Origin of the sequence: Vibrio hangzhouensis, from assembly GCF_900107935.1 — a bacterium.
GTDB lineage: Bacteria > Pseudomonadota > Gammaproteobacteria > Enterobacterales > Vibrionaceae > Vibrio > Vibrio hangzhouensis.
The window spans coordinates 1-19,714 of the sequence record NZ_FNVG01000043.1 but is presented as its reverse complement, the minus strand read 5'-3'; the positions used below and the strand labels follow the sequence as shown (position 1 = coordinate 19,714).

Below are 19,714 nucleotides of genomic sequence, written 5' to 3'. Positions count from 1 at the left end.
TTTCATTTTCGTGGCAATATAAAGCGATATACTCAAGTGACCTCAAGATGCAGGACTCAGAGCTTCATCAAGGTGTTCAGTTCAGGGAAAATAGTTGAAGGAATGGCTATTCCCTTTCGAAGCTATTTGACGCAGAAATGGGCACCTTGATGAGCTCCCAAAGGGCGAGTTTACTTGGCTTATATGCTTTAGTTAGCGATTTTCGATGTAGAGCCACTAGATCTTCAAATCACTGCCGCGCCTAGAAGCCAAGTAATTCTCGCTGAACAAGCATCTTGAGGTTACTTGAGTATAGATTTCTTTTGAATATCCGACGTTGTCGTGAGCCCATTGTTATGAAAACAAACCTGATTACCCGTGAAGGGTACGATAAGCTGAAAAAAGAGCTCGATTACCTGTGGCGAGAAGAGCGTCCGGAAGTGACCAAAAAAGTGACCTGGGCGGCCTCCTTGGGCGACCGCTCTGAAAATGCTGACTATCAGTACAATAAAAAGCGCCTGCGCGAAATTGACCGCAGAGTTCGTTACCTGCGCAAGCGACTGGAGCAAGTCACAGTCGTTGATTATTCACCACAGCAGGAAGGCAAAGTGTTCTTCGGTGCCTGGGTTGAGATAGAAAATGAAGATGGCGATGTGATGCAATTCCGTATCGTTGGCCCTGACGAGATCTACGGCGGAGCAAAAGGCTATATCTCCATCGACGCCCCCATGGCACGCGCGATTTTGAAGAAAGAAGTCGATGACGAGTTTGTGGTGAAAACGCCGGAGGGGGTGAAGGAGTGGTTTGTGAATAGGATTAGTTATTCGGGATTGTAGGGTTCTATGGTTCTATGGTTCTATGGTTCTATGGTTCTATGGTTGATTGTGCATACTAAACACCATCAAGCAAACGTTCCACAGGGCCACAGAACCATAGGTCCGCTTTTTAAATCTCTACCCCAATATTACTCACACCCTGCTCTTTCAACTCAGCGCGCAAATCTTTGATCAATTCGATATCACGCTCAGTACAGTCACGTAGTGGACGGAAGATGGCCCACTGCACATCCCATTCTTCACATACGGCTTCATTGTCTTTCTGGTTGTCGTTGGTGATCTCAATCCCCGATTGTGCTTCTTCAAGCTGAGCCACGGTTGCCACTGATTGCTGGCTGATTTTCAGTGACGATTCGAGCAGGTAGTCGCGGTCAAGCAAGCCATGCAATAGGGTCGACAACGCATAGCACGCATCAATTGCCGGATACACACCGTAGAAATCAAACTCTTCAGAATTTGGAATGAGCTCTTCCAACTTCTCAAGTTGCTTCTCGAAGTTGATCTTAGCCGTTTTTACCGTCAGCAACTCCCAAACTGCATCCAGGATATTGCGATAAACACGGGCATCAGCAAACTCAGTATTTTCACAAAACATCGCGAAGTTGGGGTACATGCGTTCGCACAAACAGGTCATAAAAGTGATATGCTGCCAAGGCTCAAATTTTTCGATACGTACCTGAATAGGGTTCTTTAACATGGTCGCTCTGCCGTAGTGAATATAGTTTGCGGAAGTGTAACCAAACGGATAGGGAATAGCCAGAAATGACTACGCAAAAGCATCGCTTAGCACTTGTTACGGAAGACAATGATAAATATCGCCCGCTGATCAGTACCAGAGCGCTGCCAGAACTGGAGATTGTCGATAACATCGGTGAAGCAACCATACTCCTTGCTGCTCCACCCAAACTGGCCGGAGAACTGTCAAAAGCGACGCAGGTGGAATGGGTTCAGTCAACCTATGCGGGTGTCGATGCCCTTTTGAACAGCCCGCAACCGAAACAATACCAACTGACCAACGTAAAAGGCATTTTTGGTCAGCAAATCAGTGAGTATGTTCTGGGCTATACCATCAGCTACTTCCGTCACTTTGATCTCTACAAAGCACAACAAGCGAAGCGCGATTGGCAGCCACATTTTTATCAGTCGCTCATTGGCAGACGTATGGCTATTTTTGGCACTGGTGCCATTGGCGGCCATCTGGCCAACACCGTAAGAGGCCTCGGAATCATTCCTGTGGGTATCAACCGCACAGGCATCCCTCCACGCCAGAGTAAGTTTGCAGAGACTTATCATATTAATGAAGCGCACGGGGCGCTTGAGCACGCCGACATCATCGTTAATACACTGCCCAATACACCGCAAACGGAAGGCATCTTTAACGAAGCGCTATTCTCGCGCTGTAAGGGGACGCTGTTTTTTAACGTAGGACGTGGCAAGACCGTCGACAGTAATGCCCTGCTAGCGGCGCTGGATCAGGGTCATGTCGCCCATGCCTTCTTGGATGTCTTCGTAAATGAACCCATTTCTCAGGAATGCCCGTACTGGCATCACCCGAATGTCACTGTGACTCCGCATGTCGCGGCGATCAGCTTCCCTGAGCAGGTCGTTGAGATTTTTGCAGAAAACTACGCACGCTGGCGTGACGGTTTTCAGTTGCAGAATCTGATTGATTTTGAGAAGGGGTATTAGAAGCGGAGGGCGGGGTACTAGGTTATTGGTTCCTAGGTTCTAGGTTCTGGTTTCTGGGTACTAGGTTCTGGGTTCTAGGGTCCTATGGTTCTATGGTTCTATGGTTCTATCGTTCTATCGTTCTATGGTTCTGTGGTTCTGTGGTTCTGTGGTTCTGTGGTTCTGTGGTTCACAAAAACCAATAAAACATGACCAGTCAATCAATTAATGAAAAGTATAATTCGTTACACCCCATAGGACCACAGGGCCATAGTTCCGCTCTTTGACCGCTCTTATTTCGGATACTGCTCAAACACCTTGTGTACCTAATCCTGAACAAATGCGTCTCTGTGTTCTGTGGTTCACAAAAACCAATAAAACATGACCAGTCAATCAGTTAAGGGAAACTACAATTCGTTACACCCCATAGGGCCACAGGGCCATAGTTCCGCTCTTTGACCGCTCTTAAACCGCTCTTATTTCGGATACTGCTTAAACATCTTGTGCACCTGATCCTGAACAAATGCGTCTCTCTCTGCAGGTTCCATGGTCTCCGTGAGTTGTCGTTGAGAGACCGAGCGCCAGACTACGTCATTGGAGCGGGCATCGATGAGTTCAACGGTGAGCTTGCCGAATTTTTTCTCTTTCACTCGTGTAGGTGTTCTGACGCCAATGCCGTAAGTGCTGTTGCGACTGCCCGTCCCAATACCAAATCCGACACTCGGGCCATCTGCAATCAGTTCACTCTCCTCCAGAATGTCATAGTGCACCAGGACATCCCCACCCTCTGCCACGTATTGTACACCGCGAATCGTCATCTCACTGTCCACTGCCTTTTTAATACGGGCGCCATCCAGACTGACGGGTGCCTCCGGGTTTTCATGGTACTGATAGGTTTTGAATGCGGAGAAGTTCACGCTGGCATCATAATCTGTGGCCACATCGGCGGCACATCCAGAAAGGAGAATCGAGGAAAGCAGGAAAGTGGCGACAACTCTGAACATAACAGTCCCTCAAGAAGGCGTGGATATGTTTAGCTTAGTCAAAGATGTCTGGATAGGAAATGAAGTGGCTGAACTGGAAAGTGGCTCCCAGGCCCTCAGGCCCGGGAACCCCAAATCTTATTTGTGGTACGGCTTAGACAACTCATGTACCGCATCAACAAACACACCCGCGTTCTCAGGTGGAACGTCAAGGTGAATACCGTGGCCAAGGTTAAATACGTGACCGGTACCACCGTCACCAAAACCTTCCAGAATGGTCGCAACCTCCTCACGGATACGCTCAGGCTGAGCATACAGCATCGATGGGTCCATATTGCCTTGTAAGGCCACTTTGTCGCCCACACGTGCTTTCGCATCAGCAATGTTGATGGTCCAGTCCAGACCAACCGCATCACAGCCAGTTGCCGCGATCTGCTCCAGCCACATGCCGCCATTCTTAGTAAACAGCGTCACTGGTACACGGCGACCTTCGTTTTCACGAATCAGACCGTCGACAATCTTATGCATGTATTGCAGCGAGAACAGGTTGTAATCACGTGGCGTCAGAACACCACCCCAGGTATCAAACACCATCACTGATTGTGCACCGGCTTTGATTTGCGCGTTCAGGTACTCAATGACGCTGTCTGCCAGTTTATCCAGCAAAGCATGCAGAATTTGTGGCTCTGCATACATCATATTTTTGATCTTGGTGAACGCCTTGGAGCTGCCCCCTTCCACCATGTAGGTTGCCAATGTCCACGGACTGCCCGAGAAGCCAATCAGTGGTACGTCACCATTCAAATCCTTACGGATCTGACGTACCGCGTTCATCACATACTGCAGCTCACCTTCAGGATCAGGAAGACCAATCTTATCGACGTCTGCTTTGCAGGTGATCGGACGCTCGAACTTCGGGCCTTCACCGGCTTCAAAGTACAGACCCAGTCCCATCGCGTCAGGAATGGTCAGGATGTCAGAAAACAGAATGGCGGCATCCAATGGGAAGCGGCGAAGTGGCTGTAGCGTCACTTCAGATGCTAACTCGGCATTTTTACACAGTGACATGAAATCACCAGCAACAGCGCGCGTTTCGCGGTACTCTGGAAGATAGCGGCCAGCCTGGCGCATCATCCATACTGGTGTGCAATCAACTGGTTGCTTTAATAGTGCACGAAGATAGCGATCGTTTTTTAATTCCGTCATTCTTTTTTCTCCAATTCGAAAGGCGTTAGTTTACCGCTAATTATTGACCGTGTGCAGCCATAGATAACAATTCTTTTACGAAAATTTGAGGGCCATCCGATAAGGTGTTTAAACGCTCAAAAAAGAGCCACTTTGCAAGCGAGATCATATTATTAATGACCAAATACTAAGTGAGTTTGCAACCCACCGGAAGGGATGTTAAAAGTTTGTTTGCTAGCGAAAATTACAATAATACAACTGAGTATCGCACTCAGCATCTCATAACGACATCTTACTTACCCCCTCCGTTTACGGAGGGTTTTTTTTTAGATTTTTTCTGCCCTTACCTGCTCGGCAGTGGCCTCAATTAACGCTCTGGCAATGGTCCCTTCCGGTGCCACCAGAGGCAGTGAGTCAGTGTCGAACCACTGTGCATCTTTCAACTCCCCGAAATCCGGTTTAATGTCACCACTGTGATAGTCCGCAAGAAATGCCATCATCATGCTCGATGGGAATGCCCAGGGCTGACTGCCAAAGTAACGGATATTGTCCACCTTAATACCGGTTTCTTCTTCCACTTCACGGGCGACACAGGTTTCCAATGTTTCGCCCACCTCCAGAAATCCGGCAATAACGGTATACATACCGCCTGCATGACGATTGTGCTGTGCCAGCAATATCTGCGATCCTTTGCGAACCGCGACAATGATACAGGGAAATATGCGCGGATAATGCAAAGTGCGGCAATCCTGACACTGCATCGCAAGTTGGTTGTGGTTCAGGTGATTACGACCGCCACATTGCGGACAAAAGCGCAATGACTGGCTCATGTAACCGTACTGAATGGCTTTAGACAGCTGATAAAACAGAGCTTCGGGTAGCTCGAGTAGTGTTCTTAGTGACGTCAGTTCGCGCTCACCGTCCAGATCGGCATCGTTGAGCCACATCACGGGGACGCCCTCAAATTCTCCCACCTGAATCGCTTGTGCTTGAGGTAATGCAAACTGCGCGGCAGTACCCAGCGGTACCTTCCCGTCTACAAGCCAAAGATCATTCCCTGACACCACACACCAATAAGCCTGACGATTATGCTTTTCACTTTTTTTTAACATCGTGTTTCCTCATGCTTGCAGTTCAACCATTTTACTGGCAATCTAAATTCATACCAGCTGGAAAAATTGAAATTTTAAATCTGGTACCAAGAGAAATGATTTCTCGGTATCTCTTTGTCATTGCAAAGCTTGAGACTGTGTATTGCAGTCCCGATCATGAGGGCATGGTCATGTTAAATAAATTCAAACAAGTACAAGAACAATGGGGTGGCTCCAGCGAGGTCATTGACCATTGGCTAGAAACAAGACAAGCACTTATTGTTGAATACTGTAAGCTTGGTTCCCTTCAACCCGTTCACTCCCACTCCAATGTCGTTGAACTGCCTGCAGCTAAAAACATCAGCTCTTTCTGCGATCACCTGGTGGACTATATCTCTGAAGGTCACTTTAAGATCTACGAAATGGTGATGGACAAGTGGAAAGCGACCGGCTTCAAAACCAACGATGAAATCGATACCACCTACGCGAAAATCGTTCTGACCACTGACCCACTGTTAGAATTTAACGACAAATACGTTCAGGTCAGTGAAGACGATGAACTGCCGAAGTTTGAAGAAGACTTGTCTAAAGCGGGAGAGATTTTGGAACTTCGCTTCGAAGTAGAAGACAAGCTGATTCAATTAATTGCAGACAGTTTGGCGATTCCGCCAGGCGCTTAGGCATAGATAGTACACGAACGAATTACTCGCCGTTCTTCGCACGCCTAGCATGTACTCGCCTCCGAGACCACGTCATACTCCGGCAGCACGTCATCCTCACGAAAGTGAGGATCTCTGTCCGCGAGTATTGTGCTCAAATTGTGTGAGTCACTTGTTGCGAGAGATCTCCTTTTTCAAGGAGATGACGATACTTTGGGAATGCCGATACTGTTAAGACAACAGCTCTGCTGAGATGATGACATCCCACTTACAAACAACAGATACAAAAAAGGCGCCTTTCGGCGCCTTTTGTCATTTCGCTCTACGATTACTCGTCAGAAGAGAAACCTGCGTTTAGTAGCGCAGCCAGGTTGTCCGTTGCTTGTTCAGCTGATGGACCTTCCTGAGCTTCGTCACGCTTAGCTTGACGGTCTTGGTGATACGCAAAACCCGTACCTGCTGGGATCAGACGACCCACGATGACGTTCTCTTTCAGACCACGTAGGTCATCACGCTTACCAGATACCGCTGCCTCTGTTAGTACGCGCGTCGTTTCCTGGAACGATGCTGCAGAGATGAACGATTCTGTTGCTAGCGATGCCTTAGTGATACCTAGTAGGTCACGCTCAAAACGTACAAGCTCTTTGCCTTCAGCTTCTAGCTGACGGTTTGCGATCTTAACGCTTGAGTATTCAACCTGCTCGCCTGGTAGGAACTCAGAGTCACCTGCATGCGTGATTGTACACTTACGTAGCATTTGACGAACGATAGTCTCGATGTGCTTATCGTTAATCTTTACACCCTGTAGACGGTATACTTCTTGAACTTCGTTCGCGATGTATTGAGTCACAGCGTGAATACCACGCAGACGTAGAATGTCATGCGGAGTTTCTGGACCATCAGCGATTACGTCACCACGCTCTACGCGCTCACCTTCGAACACGTTTAGCTGACGATGCTTAGGAATCATCTCTTCGTAGTTATCGCCACCATCACGAGTGATGATTAGACGACGCTTACCTTTCGTCTCTTTACCGAATGAAACGGTACCAGAGTGCTCAGCAAGGATTGCCGGCTCTTTTGGCTTACGAGCTTCGAATAGGTCCGCAACGCGAGGTAGACCACCGGTGATATCTTTGTTACCGCCAGATTTCTGTGGAATACGTGCTAGCGTATCACCCACACCTACTTCTGCGCCATCTTCGATGTTCACAATCGCTTTACCAGGTAGGAAGTAAAGTGCTGGCATTTCAGTGCCTGCGATCATTACGTCTTTACCTTGCTCATCAACAAGTTTGATAGCTGGACGCATATCTTTACCTGCTGCTGGGCGAGCTGCCGCTTCTGTTACTTCACTTGAAGACAGACCCGTTAGGTCATCTGTTTGACGAGAAACAGTTACGCCATCGATCATGTCAACGAATTGGATGCGACCTGCTACTTCAGTGATGATTGGTAGCGTGTGCGCTTCCCAGTTCGCTACTGTTTCACCAGCTTGAACTGCATCGCCGTCACCTTTGGTCAGTAGTGAACCGTAAGGAAGTTTGTGCTTCTCTTTGGTACGACCGAACTCATCGATGATCGTCATTTCTGACGCACGAGAGGTGATAACCAGTTTCTTATCTTTGTTGATAACAAACTTAGCGTTGTGAAGCTTCACAGAACCTGTGTTCTTAGCTTGGATGCTGTTCTCTGCTGCTGCAGTAGATGCCGCACCACCGATGTGGAACGTACGCATCGTAAGCTGTGTACCCGGCTCACCGATAGACTGAGCAGCGATAACGCCCACTGCTTCACCTTGGTTCACTAGGTGACCACGTGCTAGGTCACGACCGTAACACTGTGCACAACAACCGAAGTCTGCATCACAGGTAACTACTGAGCGCACTTTCATGCTGTCTACAGAGTTCTCTTCCATGATCTGACACCACTTCTCATCGATTAGAGTGTTACGTGGGATCAGAACATCTTCAGTACCTGGCTTAAGAACGTCTTCAGCAACAACACGACCAAGCGCTAGCTCAGAAAGTGCAACTTTAACGTCACCACCTTCGATGTGAGGCATCATGTCGATACCTTCGTGCGTACCACAGTCGTGCTCGTGAACAACTACGTCCTGAGCAACGTCTACTAGACGACGAGTTAGGTAACCCGAGTTCGCTGTCTTCAGTGCCGTATCCGCAAGACCCTTACGAGCACCGTGCGTTGAGATAAAGTACTGAAGTACGTTTAGACCTTCTTTAAAGTTCGCAGTGATCGGCGTTTCGATGATTGAGCCATCTGGACGAGCCATCAGACCACGCATACCAGCAAGCTGACGAATCTGAGCTGCAGAACCACGAGCGCCCGAGTCAGCCATCATGTAGATGCTGTTAAACGACTCTTGCTGTTCTTCTTCACCGTCACGGTTAACAACCGTTTCAGATGACAGGTTGTCCATCATCGCTTTCGCTACGCGATCGTTGGTCGATGCCCAAATATCGATCACTTTGTTGTAACGCTCACCCGCAGTTACAAGACCAGATTGGAACTGATCCTGAATTTCGCGTACTTCTTCTTCCGCTGAGTCGATCTCGTCGTACTTCGCTTGAGGTACAACCATGTCATCGATACCAACAGACACACCAGAAAGTGCTGCGTATGCAAAACCAGCGTACATCACTTGGTCAGCGAAGATTACTGTGTCTTTCAGACCCAGCTTACGGTAAGCCTCGTTCAGTAGGTTAGAGATTTGCTTCTTACCTAGCTTTTGGTTTACCAAGCTGTATGGAAGACCTGCAGGAACGATTTGCCATAGCATTGCACGACCGATAGTTGTATCAACTAGCTTAGTCTCTGTAGTGCTGTTGCCATCTTCGTCCACTACCGTTTCAGTGATACGTACTTTTACGCGAGCGTGTAGCTCTGCGCTCTTAGTACGGTATGCCTTCTCAGCCTCTTCAGGGCCAGCAAGGTACATACCTTCACCTTTCACGTTGATCTTGTCACGTGTCATGTAGTACAGACCCAATACAACGTCCTGAGAAGGTACGATGATCGGATCACCTGATGCTGGCGACAGAATGTTGTTTGTCGACATCATCAGAGTACGAGCTTCAAGCTGTGCTTCTAGAGTTAGAGGCACGTGAACCGCCATTTGGTCACCATCGAAGTCCGCGTTATACGCCGCACACACTAGTGGGTGTAGCTGAATCGCTTTACCTTCGATCAGTACTGGTTCGAACGCCTGGATACCAAGACGGTGAAGTGTTGGTGCACGGTTCAATAGTACTGGGTGTTCGCGGATTACTTCGTCCAGGATATCCCAAACGATCGCTTCTTCGCGCTCTACCATCTTCTTAGCTGCTTTGATTGTCGTCGCCATGCCACGAGTCTCTAGCTTGCTGTAGATAAATGGTTTGAATAGCTCTAGTGCCATCTTCTTAGGAAGACCACACTGGTGCAGACGAAGGTATGGACCTACTGTGATTACAGAACGGCCAGAGTAGTCTACACGCTTACCTAGAAGGTTCTGACGGAAACGACCTTGTTTACCCTTGATCATATCAGCAAGAGATTTCAGAGGACGCTTGTTCGAACCTGTGATCGCACGACCGCGACGACCGTTGTCAAGAAGTGCATCAACAGACTCTTGCAGCATACGTTTTTCGTTACGTACGATGATGTCCGGAGCTGCTAGCTCTAGAAGACGCTTCAAACGGTTGTTACGGTTGATTACGCGACGGTATAGGTCGTTCAGATCAGACGTTGCAAAACGACCGCCATCTAGTGGTACTAGAGGACGTAGATCTGGCGGAAGTACCGGAAGCACAGTTAGGATCATCCACTCAGGGTTGTTACCTGATTGAATAAACGCTTCAACTAGCTTCAGACGCTTAGTGATTTTCTTACGCTTAGTTTCTGAGTTGGTAGACTCAAGCTCTTCGCGCATCATCTCTGCTTCAGCGTGCATGTCCATAGTGGCAAGCAGATCTTTGATCGCTTCTGCACCCATCTTAGCAGTGAATTCATCACCCCACTCTTCTAGACGATCAAGATACTCTTCTTCAGTTAGCATCTGACCTTTTTCTAGGTCCGTCATACCCGGTTCTGTTACTACGTACATTTCGAAGTAAAGAACACGCTCGATATCACGTAGCGGGATGTCCATTAGCAAACCGATACGAGACGGTAGCGATTTTAGGAACCAGATGTGAGCCACTGGAGACGCAAGCTCGATGTGGCCCATGCGGTCACGACGAACTTTAGTTTGTGTTACTTCAACGCCACACTTCTCACAGATAACACCACGGTGTTTCAGACGCTTGTATTTGCCACAAAGACATTCGTAGTCTTTAACTGGACCAAAGATACGCGCACAGAAAAGACCATCGCGCTCAGGTTTGAACGTACGATAGTTGATCGTTTCAGGTTTTTTAACTTCACCAAAAGACCATGAACGAATCATGTCAGGTGAAGATAGACCGATTTTGATTGCATCAAATTCTTCGGTCTTGTGCTGTGCTTTTAGAAAGTTTAATAAGTCTTTCACAATCAGCTCCTGTAAGGAGTTTAAAAAGGAACCCGCTTGGTCAGCAAACCTGGGCGAGCCCCTTTTCTACCAGATAATCCAGAGGGATTATTCGTCTTCTAGCTCGATGTTGATACCTAGCGAGCGGATCTCTTTCAACAGTACGTTGAACGATTCTGGCATGCCAGGTTCCATGCTGTGGTTACCATCGACGATGTTCTTATACATCTTCGTACGGCCGTTAACGTCATCAGACTTAACCGTTAGCATTTCTTGAAGCGTATATGCAGCACCGTATGCTTCTAGTGCCCATACTTCCATCTCACCGAAACGCTGACCACCGAACTGAGCTTTACCACCAAGTGGTTGCTGAGTTACTAGGCTGTACGAACCAGTTGAACGAGCGTGCATCTTGTCATCAACAAGGTGGTTTAGTTTCAGCATGTACATGTAACCAACAGTTACAGGACGCTCAAACGCATCACCAGTACGACCGTCAAACAGAGTTAGCTGACCAGATTCTGGTAGGTCACCCAGTTTTAGAAGTTCTTTAATAGACTTCTCAGACGCACCGTCAAAGACAGGTGTAGCAATCGGTAGACCGCCACGTAGGTTCTTAACCAGAGTACGTACTTCGTCATCAGACAGAGATGCAATATCAACGTTCTGACGAGTGCCACCCAGGTCGTAAACCTTCTGCAAGAATTCGCGGAATTTCGCCAGTTCTTGCTGCTCTTTCACCATCTGGTTGATCTTGTCACCGATACCTTTCGCTGCCAGACCTAAGTGAACCTCAAGGATCTGACCGATGTTCATACGCGAAGGTACACCCAGTGGGTTAAGTACGATGTCGACAGGCTGACCTTTCTCATCGTAAGGCATGTCTTCAACAGGGTTGATCTTAGAGATTACACCCTTGTTACCGTGACGACCCGCCATCTTATCACCAGGCTGGATACGACGTTTAACCGCTAGGTAAACTTTAACAATCTTAAGAACGCCAGGCGCTAGATCATCACCTTGAGTGATCTTACGACGCTTAGTTTCAAACTTCTTATCGAAGTCTGCTTTTAGCTCGTCGTACTGCTCTGCAAGTTGCTCAAGCTGAGTTTGCAGTGCATCGTCTTCTAGCGTCAGTTCTAGCCACTTCTTACGATCGATAGTATCTAGTTTAGCGTCAGAGTAACCACCTTGAAGTAGTACAGCGCGAACACGGTTTAGAAGGCCACCCTCAAGAATCTGGAATTCTTCAGTTAGGTCTTTCTTCGCTTCTTTCAGCTGCATTTGCTCAATTTCTAGAGCACGCTTGTCTTTCTCTACGCCATCGCGAGTGAAGACTTGAACGTCAATGATGGTACCTGAAACAGAGTTAGGTACACGTAGTGAAGTATCTTTAACGTCAGATGCTTTTTCACCGAAGATCGCACGTAGTAGCTTCTCTTCTGGAGTTAGCTGAGTCTCACCTTTAGGCGTTACTTTACCAACCAGGATGTCACCACCCTTAACTTCAGCACCGATGTAAACGATACCTGACTCGTCTAGTTTAGACAGAGCAGACTCACCTACGTTTGGAATATCCGCTGTGATCTCTTCAGAGCCCAGCTTAGTATCACGTGCCACACAAGACAGTTCTTGGATGTGGATAGTCGTGAAACGGTCTTCTTGAACTACGCGCTCAGATACTAAGATCGAGTCTTCGAAGTTGTAACCGTTCCAAGGCATGAACGCGATACGCATGTTTTGACCAAGCGCTAGCTCACCAAGGTCTGTTGAAGGACCATCAGCAAGAACATCACCACGTGCTACTGGCTCACCAGGTAGTACAGTTGGGCGCTGGTTGATACAAGTGTTCTGGTTCGAACGCGTGTACTTAGTCAGGTTGTAGATATCGATACCTGCTTCGCCAGGAATCAGCTCGTCTTCGTTAACTTTGATAACGATACGAGAAGCATCTACAGACTGAACTGTACCGCCACGCTTAGCTACTGCTGTAACACCAGAGTCAACCGCAACGTTGCGCTCGATACCAGTACCAACTAGAGGCTTGTCAGCCTTAAGTGTTGGAACAGCCTGACGTTGCATGTTCGCACCCATCAATGCACGGTTCGCATCATCGTGTTCTAGGAACGGGATAAGCGATGCAGCGATAGATACTACTTGGTTTGTTGCAACGTCCATGTAGTTAACATGGTCGCGTGGGTGAAGACCAGATTCACCTTTCTGACGTGCAGTGATTAGCTCGTCAGCAAACGTACCCTCTTCCGTTAGCGCAGCGTTAGCCTGTGCGATAACGAATTGGCCTTCTTCGATTGCTGATAGGTAATCCACTTCATCAGTAACTACACCATCTACAACGCGACGGTATGGCGTCTCTAGGAAGCCGTACTCGTTACAACGCGCAAACGCAGACAGAGAGTTAATTAGACCGATGTTCGGACCTTCAGGCGTTTCGATAGGACATAGACGACCGTAGTGAGTTACGTGTACGTCACGTACTTCGAAGCCAGCACGCTCACGAGTAAGACCACCAGGACCCAATGCAGAAATACGACGCTTGTGCGTTACTTCTGAAAGTGGGTTGTTCTGGTCCATAAACTGAGATAGCTGTGAAGAACCGAAGAATTCTTTAACTGCCGCAGAAATAGGCTTAGCGTTAATTAGGTCTTGAGGCATGATTGCATCAAGGTCACCTAGGCTCAAACGCTCTTTTACTGCACGTTCAACACGTACAAGACCAACACGGAATTGGTTCTCAGCCATTTCACCTACAGAACGGATACGACGGTTACCTAGGTGGTCGATATCATCAACTTCACCAATACCGTTACGGATCGCGATAAGCTTCTTCATCACTTCGATGATGTCTTGCTCATCAAGCGTACCCTGCTCTAGGCCATCTTCACGACCGATAGAGCTGTTAAACTTCATACGACCAACAGTCGATAGGTCATAACGCTCTTCAGAGAAGAATAGGCTTTCGAATAGTGCTTCTGCAGCTTCTTTTGTTGGCGGCTCACCAGGGCGCATCATGCGGTAGATTTCTACCAATGCAGAGATGCGGTCTACCGTGCTGTCGACACGTAGTGTGTCAGACATGAACGGACCGTGGTCTAGATCGTTCGTAAACAGAACTTCTAGTTTCTTAACGCCTGCCTGAGATAGGTTCGCTAGTGCTTCTAGGCTGATCTCTTGGTTTGCACCAACGATGATCTCACCTGTCGCTTCATTGATGTAGTCTTGAGAAGCTACTTTACCTACGATGTACTCGACAGGTACTTCAATGAACTCAACGCCATCTTTTTCTAGTTGACGGATGTGACGAGCAGTAACGCGACGACCAGTCTCAACATAAGTTTTGCCGTTTGCTTCGATATCGAATGAAGCAGTCTCACCACGTAGACGCTCAGGCACCAACTCCATAAGTAGAGTTTGGTCTTTCACTTCGAAGTTAACTTTTTCGAAGAAGATATCGAGGATTTCTTGCGTAGACTTACCTAGTGCACGAAGAATGATCGATGCTGGTAGTTTACGACGACGGTCGATACGAACGTACAGGTTATCTTTCGGGTCAAACTCGAAGTCGAGCCATGAACCACGGTAAGGAATAACACGTGCGTTATAAAGAACTTTACCTGAAGAGTGAGTCTTACCCTTATCGCTGTCGAAGAACACGCCTGGGCTTCGGTGCAGCTGGGATACGATAACCCTCTCGGTACCATTGATTACGAAGGTACCATTGTCTGTCATAAGCGGAATTTCGCCCATGTAGACTTCTTGTTCTTTAATGTCTTTTACAGTACCTGCTGGTGCGTCTTTATCAAAGATAACTAGGCGTAGTTTTACGCGTAGTGGCTTTGAATACGTAACGCCACGAATTTGACATTCTTTAACGTCAAATACTGGCTCACCAAGACGGTAGCTAACGTATTGCAGCTCAGAGTTGCCGTTATAGCTCTGAATTGGAAATACAGAACGAAACGCAGCTTCAAGTCCGTATTGACCCTCTGGATCCTGTTCGATGAATTTGTCGAACGAATCAAGCTGGATCGATAGCAGGTATGGAATGTCCAAAACTTGTGGACGAGTACCAAAGTCCTTACGGATGCGCTTTTTCTCGGTATAAGAGTAAACCATGGGGTTCCTCAGCTCGCTGATAAGTGACCCAAACTGCCCGTCCATCCTAGTTACTTAAGGTGGAGTATGGGGCAGTGACTAACAACTGTTTACTGTAGTGACGTTAACTCAAGCAGTGAGCAACGTTTTTTGCATGGTACGTAGGTGCTTAAACAGCGGGAAAATTCACCTACGCCCTACAGCGCAAAAAGGCCGGTGGTCAATAAACCACCAGCCATTAGCCTGTTAGGCTAAGAAATTAAGCAATAATTACTTAACTTCAACAGAAGCACCAGCTTCTTCTAGCTGAGCTTTAAGAGCTTCAGCTTCAGCTTTGTCAACGCCTTCTTTTAGAGGTGCTGGAGCTGAGTCTACAAGACCTTTAGCTTCTTTAAGGCCTAGACCTGTTGCGCCACGTACCGCTTTGATAACAGCAACTTTGTTACCGCCAGCAGCAGTTAGGATTACGTCGAATTCAGTTTGCTCAGCAGCAGCTTCGCCACCAGCAGCACCGCCAGCTACAACAGCAGCTGCAGCAGATACGCCGAATTTCTCTTCCATAGCTTCGATAAGCTCAACAACTTGCATTACAGACATTTCTGCAACTGCGTCTAGGATTTGCTCGTTAGTAATAGACATAACAATTCTCTTTTAAGTCAACAATAAGTTTAAATAGCAACCAGTGAAAAGCAAGGCTTAAGCCGCAGCTTCTTCTTTCTGGTCGCGTAGTGCAGCGATAGTACGTACCAGCTTGCCTGCAGAAGCTTCTTTCATGCACATCATTAGGCGTGCAATTGCTTCGTCGTAAGTTGGTAGTGTCGCTAGTACTTCAGCATCAGTAACCGCGCCTTCAAATGCAGCAGCTTTGATCTCGAATTCTTTGTTCTCTTTAGCGAAGTCTTTGAAAAGACGCGCTGCAGCACCTGGGTGCTCGTTAGAGAATGCAAGTAGAGTAGGACCAGTGAAAGCGTCTGTTAGACACTCATACTCAGTACCTTCTACTGCACGGCGTGCTAGAGTGTTACGAACAACTCTCATGTAAACACCCGCTTCACGCGCTTGTTTACGTAGAGAAGTCATCGCGCCTACTTCAACGCCACGAGAGTCAGCTACAACTGCAGAAAGTGCACCACTGGCTGCTTCGTTGACTTCAGCAACAATTGCTTTTTTGTCTTGAAGGTTTAAAGCCATCTTGGATTTACTCCTGGTTGTTTTTACACCACCCGAAATCTTCACGATTTTGGGAGTTCATACGGTGCTTTCCAGAAGAAAGATAAACGTTACGCTCAACTTCCTTTCTATCTGGCACCATCTACGTAGGTAGTATTAAGTTCTTTAAAGAACACCTACGGTCTTGGATGGAGACTAAATTCCCTAAGGAGTTTCAGCCTCAACCACAAATTTGATAGGCGCAAAATTATACAAGAATTTCGCGCCTATGCAAGCAATTAAGCTTGAGTGTTTAGTGTAGATTGATCTACAGAAACACCAGCACCCATAGTTGTAGAGATGCTTACTTTCTTCAGGAAAGTACCTTTCGCTGAAGACGGCTTCGCTTTCTTAAGCGCAACTAGTAGAGCTTCTAGGTTCTCTTGTAGTTGGTTCGCTTCGAAGTTCACTTTACCGATAGTAGTGTGAATGATGCCGTTTTTGTCGTTACGGTAACGAACCTGACCAGCTTTAGCGTTCTTAACTGCTTCAGCAACGTTAGGAGTTACAGTACCAACTTTAGGGTTTGGCATAAGACCGCGAGGACCTAGGATAGTACCTAGTTGACCAACAACACGCATTGCATCTGGAGAAGCAACAACTACGTCGAAGTTCATTTCGCCTTTCTTAACTTGCTCAGCAAGATCTTCCATACCAACGATGTCTGCGCCAGCTTCTTTAGCTGCTTCAGCGTTTGCACCTTGAGTGAACACTGCAACGCGGATTTCGCGGCCAGTACCGTGAGGTAGTACAGTTGCACCACGTACGTTCTGGTCAGATTTACGAGCATCGATGCCTAGGTTAACAGCAACATCTACAGACTCAACGAATTTAGCCGTTGCTAGTTCTTTAAGAAGAGCTACAGCTTCGTTGATTTCGTATTCTTTAGTTACTTCAACTTTTTCGCGGATAACGCGCATACGCTTAGTAAGTTTTGCCATGATCTTAACCCTCTACCACTAGGCCCATTGAACGAGCAGTACCCGCAATAGAACGCTTCATCGCTTCAATGTCAGCACCAGTCATATCAGCAGCTTTAGTTTCTGCGATTTCTTGGATTTGAGCGTCAGTCACTGTACCCACTTTTTCAGTGTTAGGACGACCTGAACCAGACTTAACGCCAGCAGCTTTCTTAAGAAGAACAGCAGCAGGTGGAGTCTTAGTTACGAACGTGAAAGAACGGTCGTTGTAAACAGTGATAACTACTGGAGTCGGTAGACCTTTCTCAATAGATTCTGTTTTTGCGTTGAACGCTTTACAGAATTCCATGATGTTCACACCGTGTTGACCTAGAGCAGGACCAACCGGTGGACTTGGGTTTGCCATACCAGCTGCAACTTGCAGTTTGATATAAGCTTCAACTTTCTTAGCCATGATATTTCCTAATTTTGGGTTCAAACGCTATCCGTTCGGACAGCTCCCCGTGTTTTGAAAAACTTTTTACAGTCGTTACTGTAAAAAGGCGCGAAATTATAAGCATAATTCGCGCCTTTAACAACCCTAAAATGGTGTTTTTTTATACTCTTCGTTTTAACAGCCTAAACCATTAAAAAACCGAGTATTAGTCAAGTTTGTCCACTTGACCAAATTCAAGCTCAACTGGTGTTGCACGACCGAAGATCGATACAGACACTTTCAAGCGGCTCTTCTCGTAATCCACTTCTTCAACAGTACCGTTGAAGTCAGCAAATGGACCTTCATTAACACGAACCACTTCACCCGCTTCGAACATTGTTCTTGGGCGAGGAGCTTCACTAGCCTTCTCTAGACGATTCAGGATAGCATCTGCTTCTTTGTCTGTGATCGGTGCTGGACGGTCAGAGGTACCACCAATGAAGCCCATGACACGTGGCACACTGCGCACTAAGTGCCAAGACTCATCGTTCATGATCATTTGAACAAGAACGTAGCCTGGGAAGAACTTACGCTCGCTTTTACGGCGTTGGCCTGCGCGCATTTCCACAACTTCTTCAGTCGGTACTAGCACTTCGCCAAAGTACTCTTCCATTGCGTGCATTTTAATATGTTCGCGAAGAGACTGAGCCACACGTCCTTCAAAGCCAGAAAAGGCCTGAACAACGTACCAGCGTTTTTTCGGAGCTTCACTCATGAATTAACACCCTCTATAACCCGGTTATGAACGCAACTAGACGAACCATAATGCCGTCAATACCCCACAACGCGAGCGCCATTACAATACTTACTGCAAGGACAATCAGCGTAGTCTGCATTGTTTCTTGGCGTGTTGGCCAAACCACTTTGCGAACTTCTACGCGCGCTTCACGTGCGAACGTGATCGCTGCCTTACCTTTTGTTGTTGTAGCTGCTACACCAAGTGCCGCAGCAATCAATACAACTACACCTGCAGCGCGAAGAACTACTGACAGCTCTCCATACAGGTAATTACCCACAACAGCGGCGGCTAGCAGAGCAAAAGCGACGATCCACTTAATTACATCTGCTGCATTTGAGCTATCAGGAGTTTCAGCGTTTGCTTTCATAAAACCAACCTGTGACAAGTCTTAACTAGACGACAACAACCCCGCTGCTGCAGGGCTTATTCCTTCAATGCTGGTAAAATTTGAGTCAAACCAACACATTAGCCAAAGGCTCAGGTAGAAATTGCTTTCCAACTCAACCCTTAAAATCCTTTATTCATTCACTCACAGAATACACTTCGAGTGAATTTTGCGCCCCTATAAATAGTAGCGCAGAAAAAGGGCATCAAATGATGCCCTTTTTAGCATTGCTTAGTCAAATCTTATTCAAAGATTTTCCCTGAGCTTGCGACAATTCTAAGAATTAGTCGAAGATCTTAGCAACAACACCAGCACCTACAGTACGGCCACCTTCACGGATAGCGAAACGTAGACCTTCGTCCATAGCGATTGGAGCGATTAGCTCAACTTGCATTTGGATGTTGTCACCTGGCATTACCATTTCTACGCCTTCTGGTAGAGAGATGTCACCAGTTACGTCAGTTGTACGGAAGTAGAACTGTGGACGGTAGCCTTTGAAGAACGGAGTATGACGGCCGCCTTCGTCTTTAGAAAGTACGTATACTTCAGACTCGAACTTAGTGTGTGGGTTGATTGAGCCAGGAGCTGCAAGAACTTGACCACGCTCAACTTCGTCACGCTTAGTACCACGTAGAAGTGCACCAACGTTCTCACCAGCACGACCTTCGTCAAGAAGCTTACGGAACATCTCAACACCAGTACAAGTAGTCGTTGTAGTCTCTTTGATACCTACGATTTCTACTTCGTCACCTACGCGTAGGATACCGCGCTCGATACGACCAGTTACAACAGTACCACGACCTTGGATCGAGAATACGTCTTCGATTGGTAGTAGGAACGGTTGGTCTACTGCACGCTCTGGCTCTGGGATGTAAGAGTCTAGTGCTTCAGCAAGCTCAACGATTTTCGCTTCCCACTGCTCTTCGCCGTTTAGTGCGCCTAGTGCAGAACCTTGGATAACT

Annotated in this window: 16 protein-coding genes; 3 read left to right on the top strand and 13 right to left on the bottom strand. The window is 47.3% G+C overall.

Features of this window, described 5'->3' with window-relative positions:
- Window positions 1-335 precede the first annotated feature (335 nt).
- Window positions 336-815: a transcription elongation factor GreB gene (gene greB, locus C4S60_RS22605; protein WP_103882696.1), complete on the top strand. Its 480-nt coding sequence runs from the start codon at window positions 336-338 to the stop codon at window positions 813-815.
- Between the two features lie 109 nt (window positions 816-924).
- On the opposite strand, the gene C4S60_RS22600 is transcribed toward greB, so the two are convergent.
- On the bottom strand, window positions 925-1,512 hold the full coding sequence (locus C4S60_RS22600) for a YjaG family protein (RefSeq protein WP_103882694.1): 588 nt from the start codon (window positions 1,510-1,512) through the stop codon (window positions 925-927).
- Between the two features lie 65 nt (window positions 1,513-1,577).
- Between C4S60_RS22600 and C4S60_RS22595 the strand changes: the two genes are divergently transcribed.
- Window positions 1,578-2,504, top strand: a complete 927-nt coding sequence (locus C4S60_RS22595; protein ID WP_103882692.1) for a D-2-hydroxyacid dehydrogenase — start codon at window positions 1,578-1,580, stop codon at window positions 2,502-2,504.
- A gap of 455 nt (window positions 2,505-2,959) precedes the next feature.
- Here C4S60_RS22595 and C4S60_RS22590 read toward each other — a convergent pair whose 3' ends face one another.
- The 3 genes from C4S60_RS22590 to nudC form a co-directional block, all read right to left on the bottom strand.
- Window positions 2,960-3,487: a DUF4136 domain-containing protein gene (locus tag C4S60_RS22590; protein ID WP_103882690.1), complete on the bottom strand. Its 528-nt coding sequence runs from the start codon at window positions 3,485-3,487 to the stop codon at window positions 2,960-2,962.
- 117 nt (window positions 3,488-3,604) lie between these two features.
- The gene (gene hemE / locus C4S60_RS22585) at window positions 3,605-4,672 is read right to left on the bottom strand and encodes a uroporphyrinogen decarboxylase (protein ID WP_103882688.1); all 1,068 of its coding nucleotides are present in this window, start codon (window positions 4,670-4,672) and stop codon (window positions 3,605-3,607) included.
- A 305-nt stretch (window positions 4,673-4,977) separates the two neighbouring features.
- Window positions 4,978-5,763, bottom strand: coding sequence for an NAD(+) diphosphatase (gene nudC / locus C4S60_RS22580; RefSeq protein WP_103882686.1), 786 nt, complete (start codon window positions 5,761-5,763; stop codon window positions 4,978-4,980).
- Window positions 5,764-5,927: 164 nt separating this feature from the next.
- Here nudC and rsd point away from each other — a divergent pair, with 164 nt between their 5' ends.
- Window positions 5,928-6,422 (top strand): sigma D regulator, encoded by a 495-nt coding sequence (rsd, locus tag C4S60_RS22575; RefSeq protein WP_103882700.1) that lies wholly within the window; start codon window positions 5,928-5,930, stop codon window positions 6,420-6,422.
- Between the two features lie 307 nt (window positions 6,423-6,729).
- Here the strand turns inward: rsd and rpoC are convergent, their stop codons facing one another.
- The 9 genes from rpoC to C4S60_RS22530 form a co-directional block, all read right to left on the bottom strand.
- Entirely contained in the window at window positions 6,730-10,932 is a 4,203-nt protein-coding gene (gene rpoC, locus C4S60_RS22570) for a DNA-directed RNA polymerase subunit beta' (RefSeq protein ID WP_103882684.1), read from the bottom strand.
- Between the two features lie 87 nt (window positions 10,933-11,019).
- Window positions 11,020-15,045, bottom strand: coding sequence for a DNA-directed RNA polymerase subunit beta (gene rpoB / locus C4S60_RS22565; RefSeq protein WP_103882698.1), 4,026 nt, complete (start codon window positions 15,043-15,045; stop codon window positions 11,020-11,022).
- Window positions 15,046-15,294: 249 nt separating this feature from the next.
- Window positions 15,295-15,663 carry a 50S ribosomal protein L7/L12 gene (gene rplL, locus C4S60_RS22560; RefSeq protein WP_031493851.1) on the bottom strand — a complete coding sequence of 123 codons (369 nt, stop codon included), beginning with the start codon at window positions 15,661-15,663 and terminating at the stop codon, window positions 15,295-15,297.
- A gap of 57 nt (window positions 15,664-15,720) precedes the next feature.
- Window positions 15,721-16,215, bottom strand: coding sequence for a 50S ribosomal protein L10 (gene rplJ / locus C4S60_RS22555; protein ID WP_103882682.1), 495 nt, complete (start codon window positions 16,213-16,215; stop codon window positions 15,721-15,723).
- 257 nt (window positions 16,216-16,472) lie between these two features.
- Window positions 16,473-17,174, bottom strand: coding sequence for a 50S ribosomal protein L1 (rplA, locus tag C4S60_RS22550; protein ID WP_031496662.1), 702 nt, complete (start codon window positions 17,172-17,174; stop codon window positions 16,473-16,475).
- A 4-nt stretch (window positions 17,175-17,178) separates the two neighbouring features.
- Complete coding sequence (gene rplK, locus C4S60_RS22545; protein WP_008078231.1) at window positions 17,179-17,607, bottom strand: 50S ribosomal protein L11; 429 nt, start codon at window positions 17,605-17,607, stop codon at window positions 17,179-17,181.
- Window positions 17,608-17,794: 187 nt separating this feature from the next.
- Window positions 17,795-18,343, bottom strand: a complete 549-nt coding sequence (gene nusG / locus C4S60_RS22540) for a transcription termination/antitermination protein NusG (protein ID WP_103882680.1) — start codon at window positions 18,341-18,343, stop codon at window positions 17,795-17,797.
- A 13-nt stretch (window positions 18,344-18,356) separates the two neighbouring features.
- The gene (gene secE, locus C4S60_RS22535) at window positions 18,357-18,734 is read right to left on the bottom strand and encodes a preprotein translocase subunit SecE (RefSeq protein WP_042478967.1); all 378 of its coding nucleotides are present in this window, start codon (window positions 18,732-18,734) and stop codon (window positions 18,357-18,359) included.
- 301 nt (window positions 18,735-19,035) lie between these two features.
- Window positions 19,036-19,714: EF-Tu C-terminal domain-related protein (locus C4S60_RS22530; RefSeq protein WP_244183180.1), on the bottom strand; the 679-nt coding region annotated here is incomplete at its 5' end.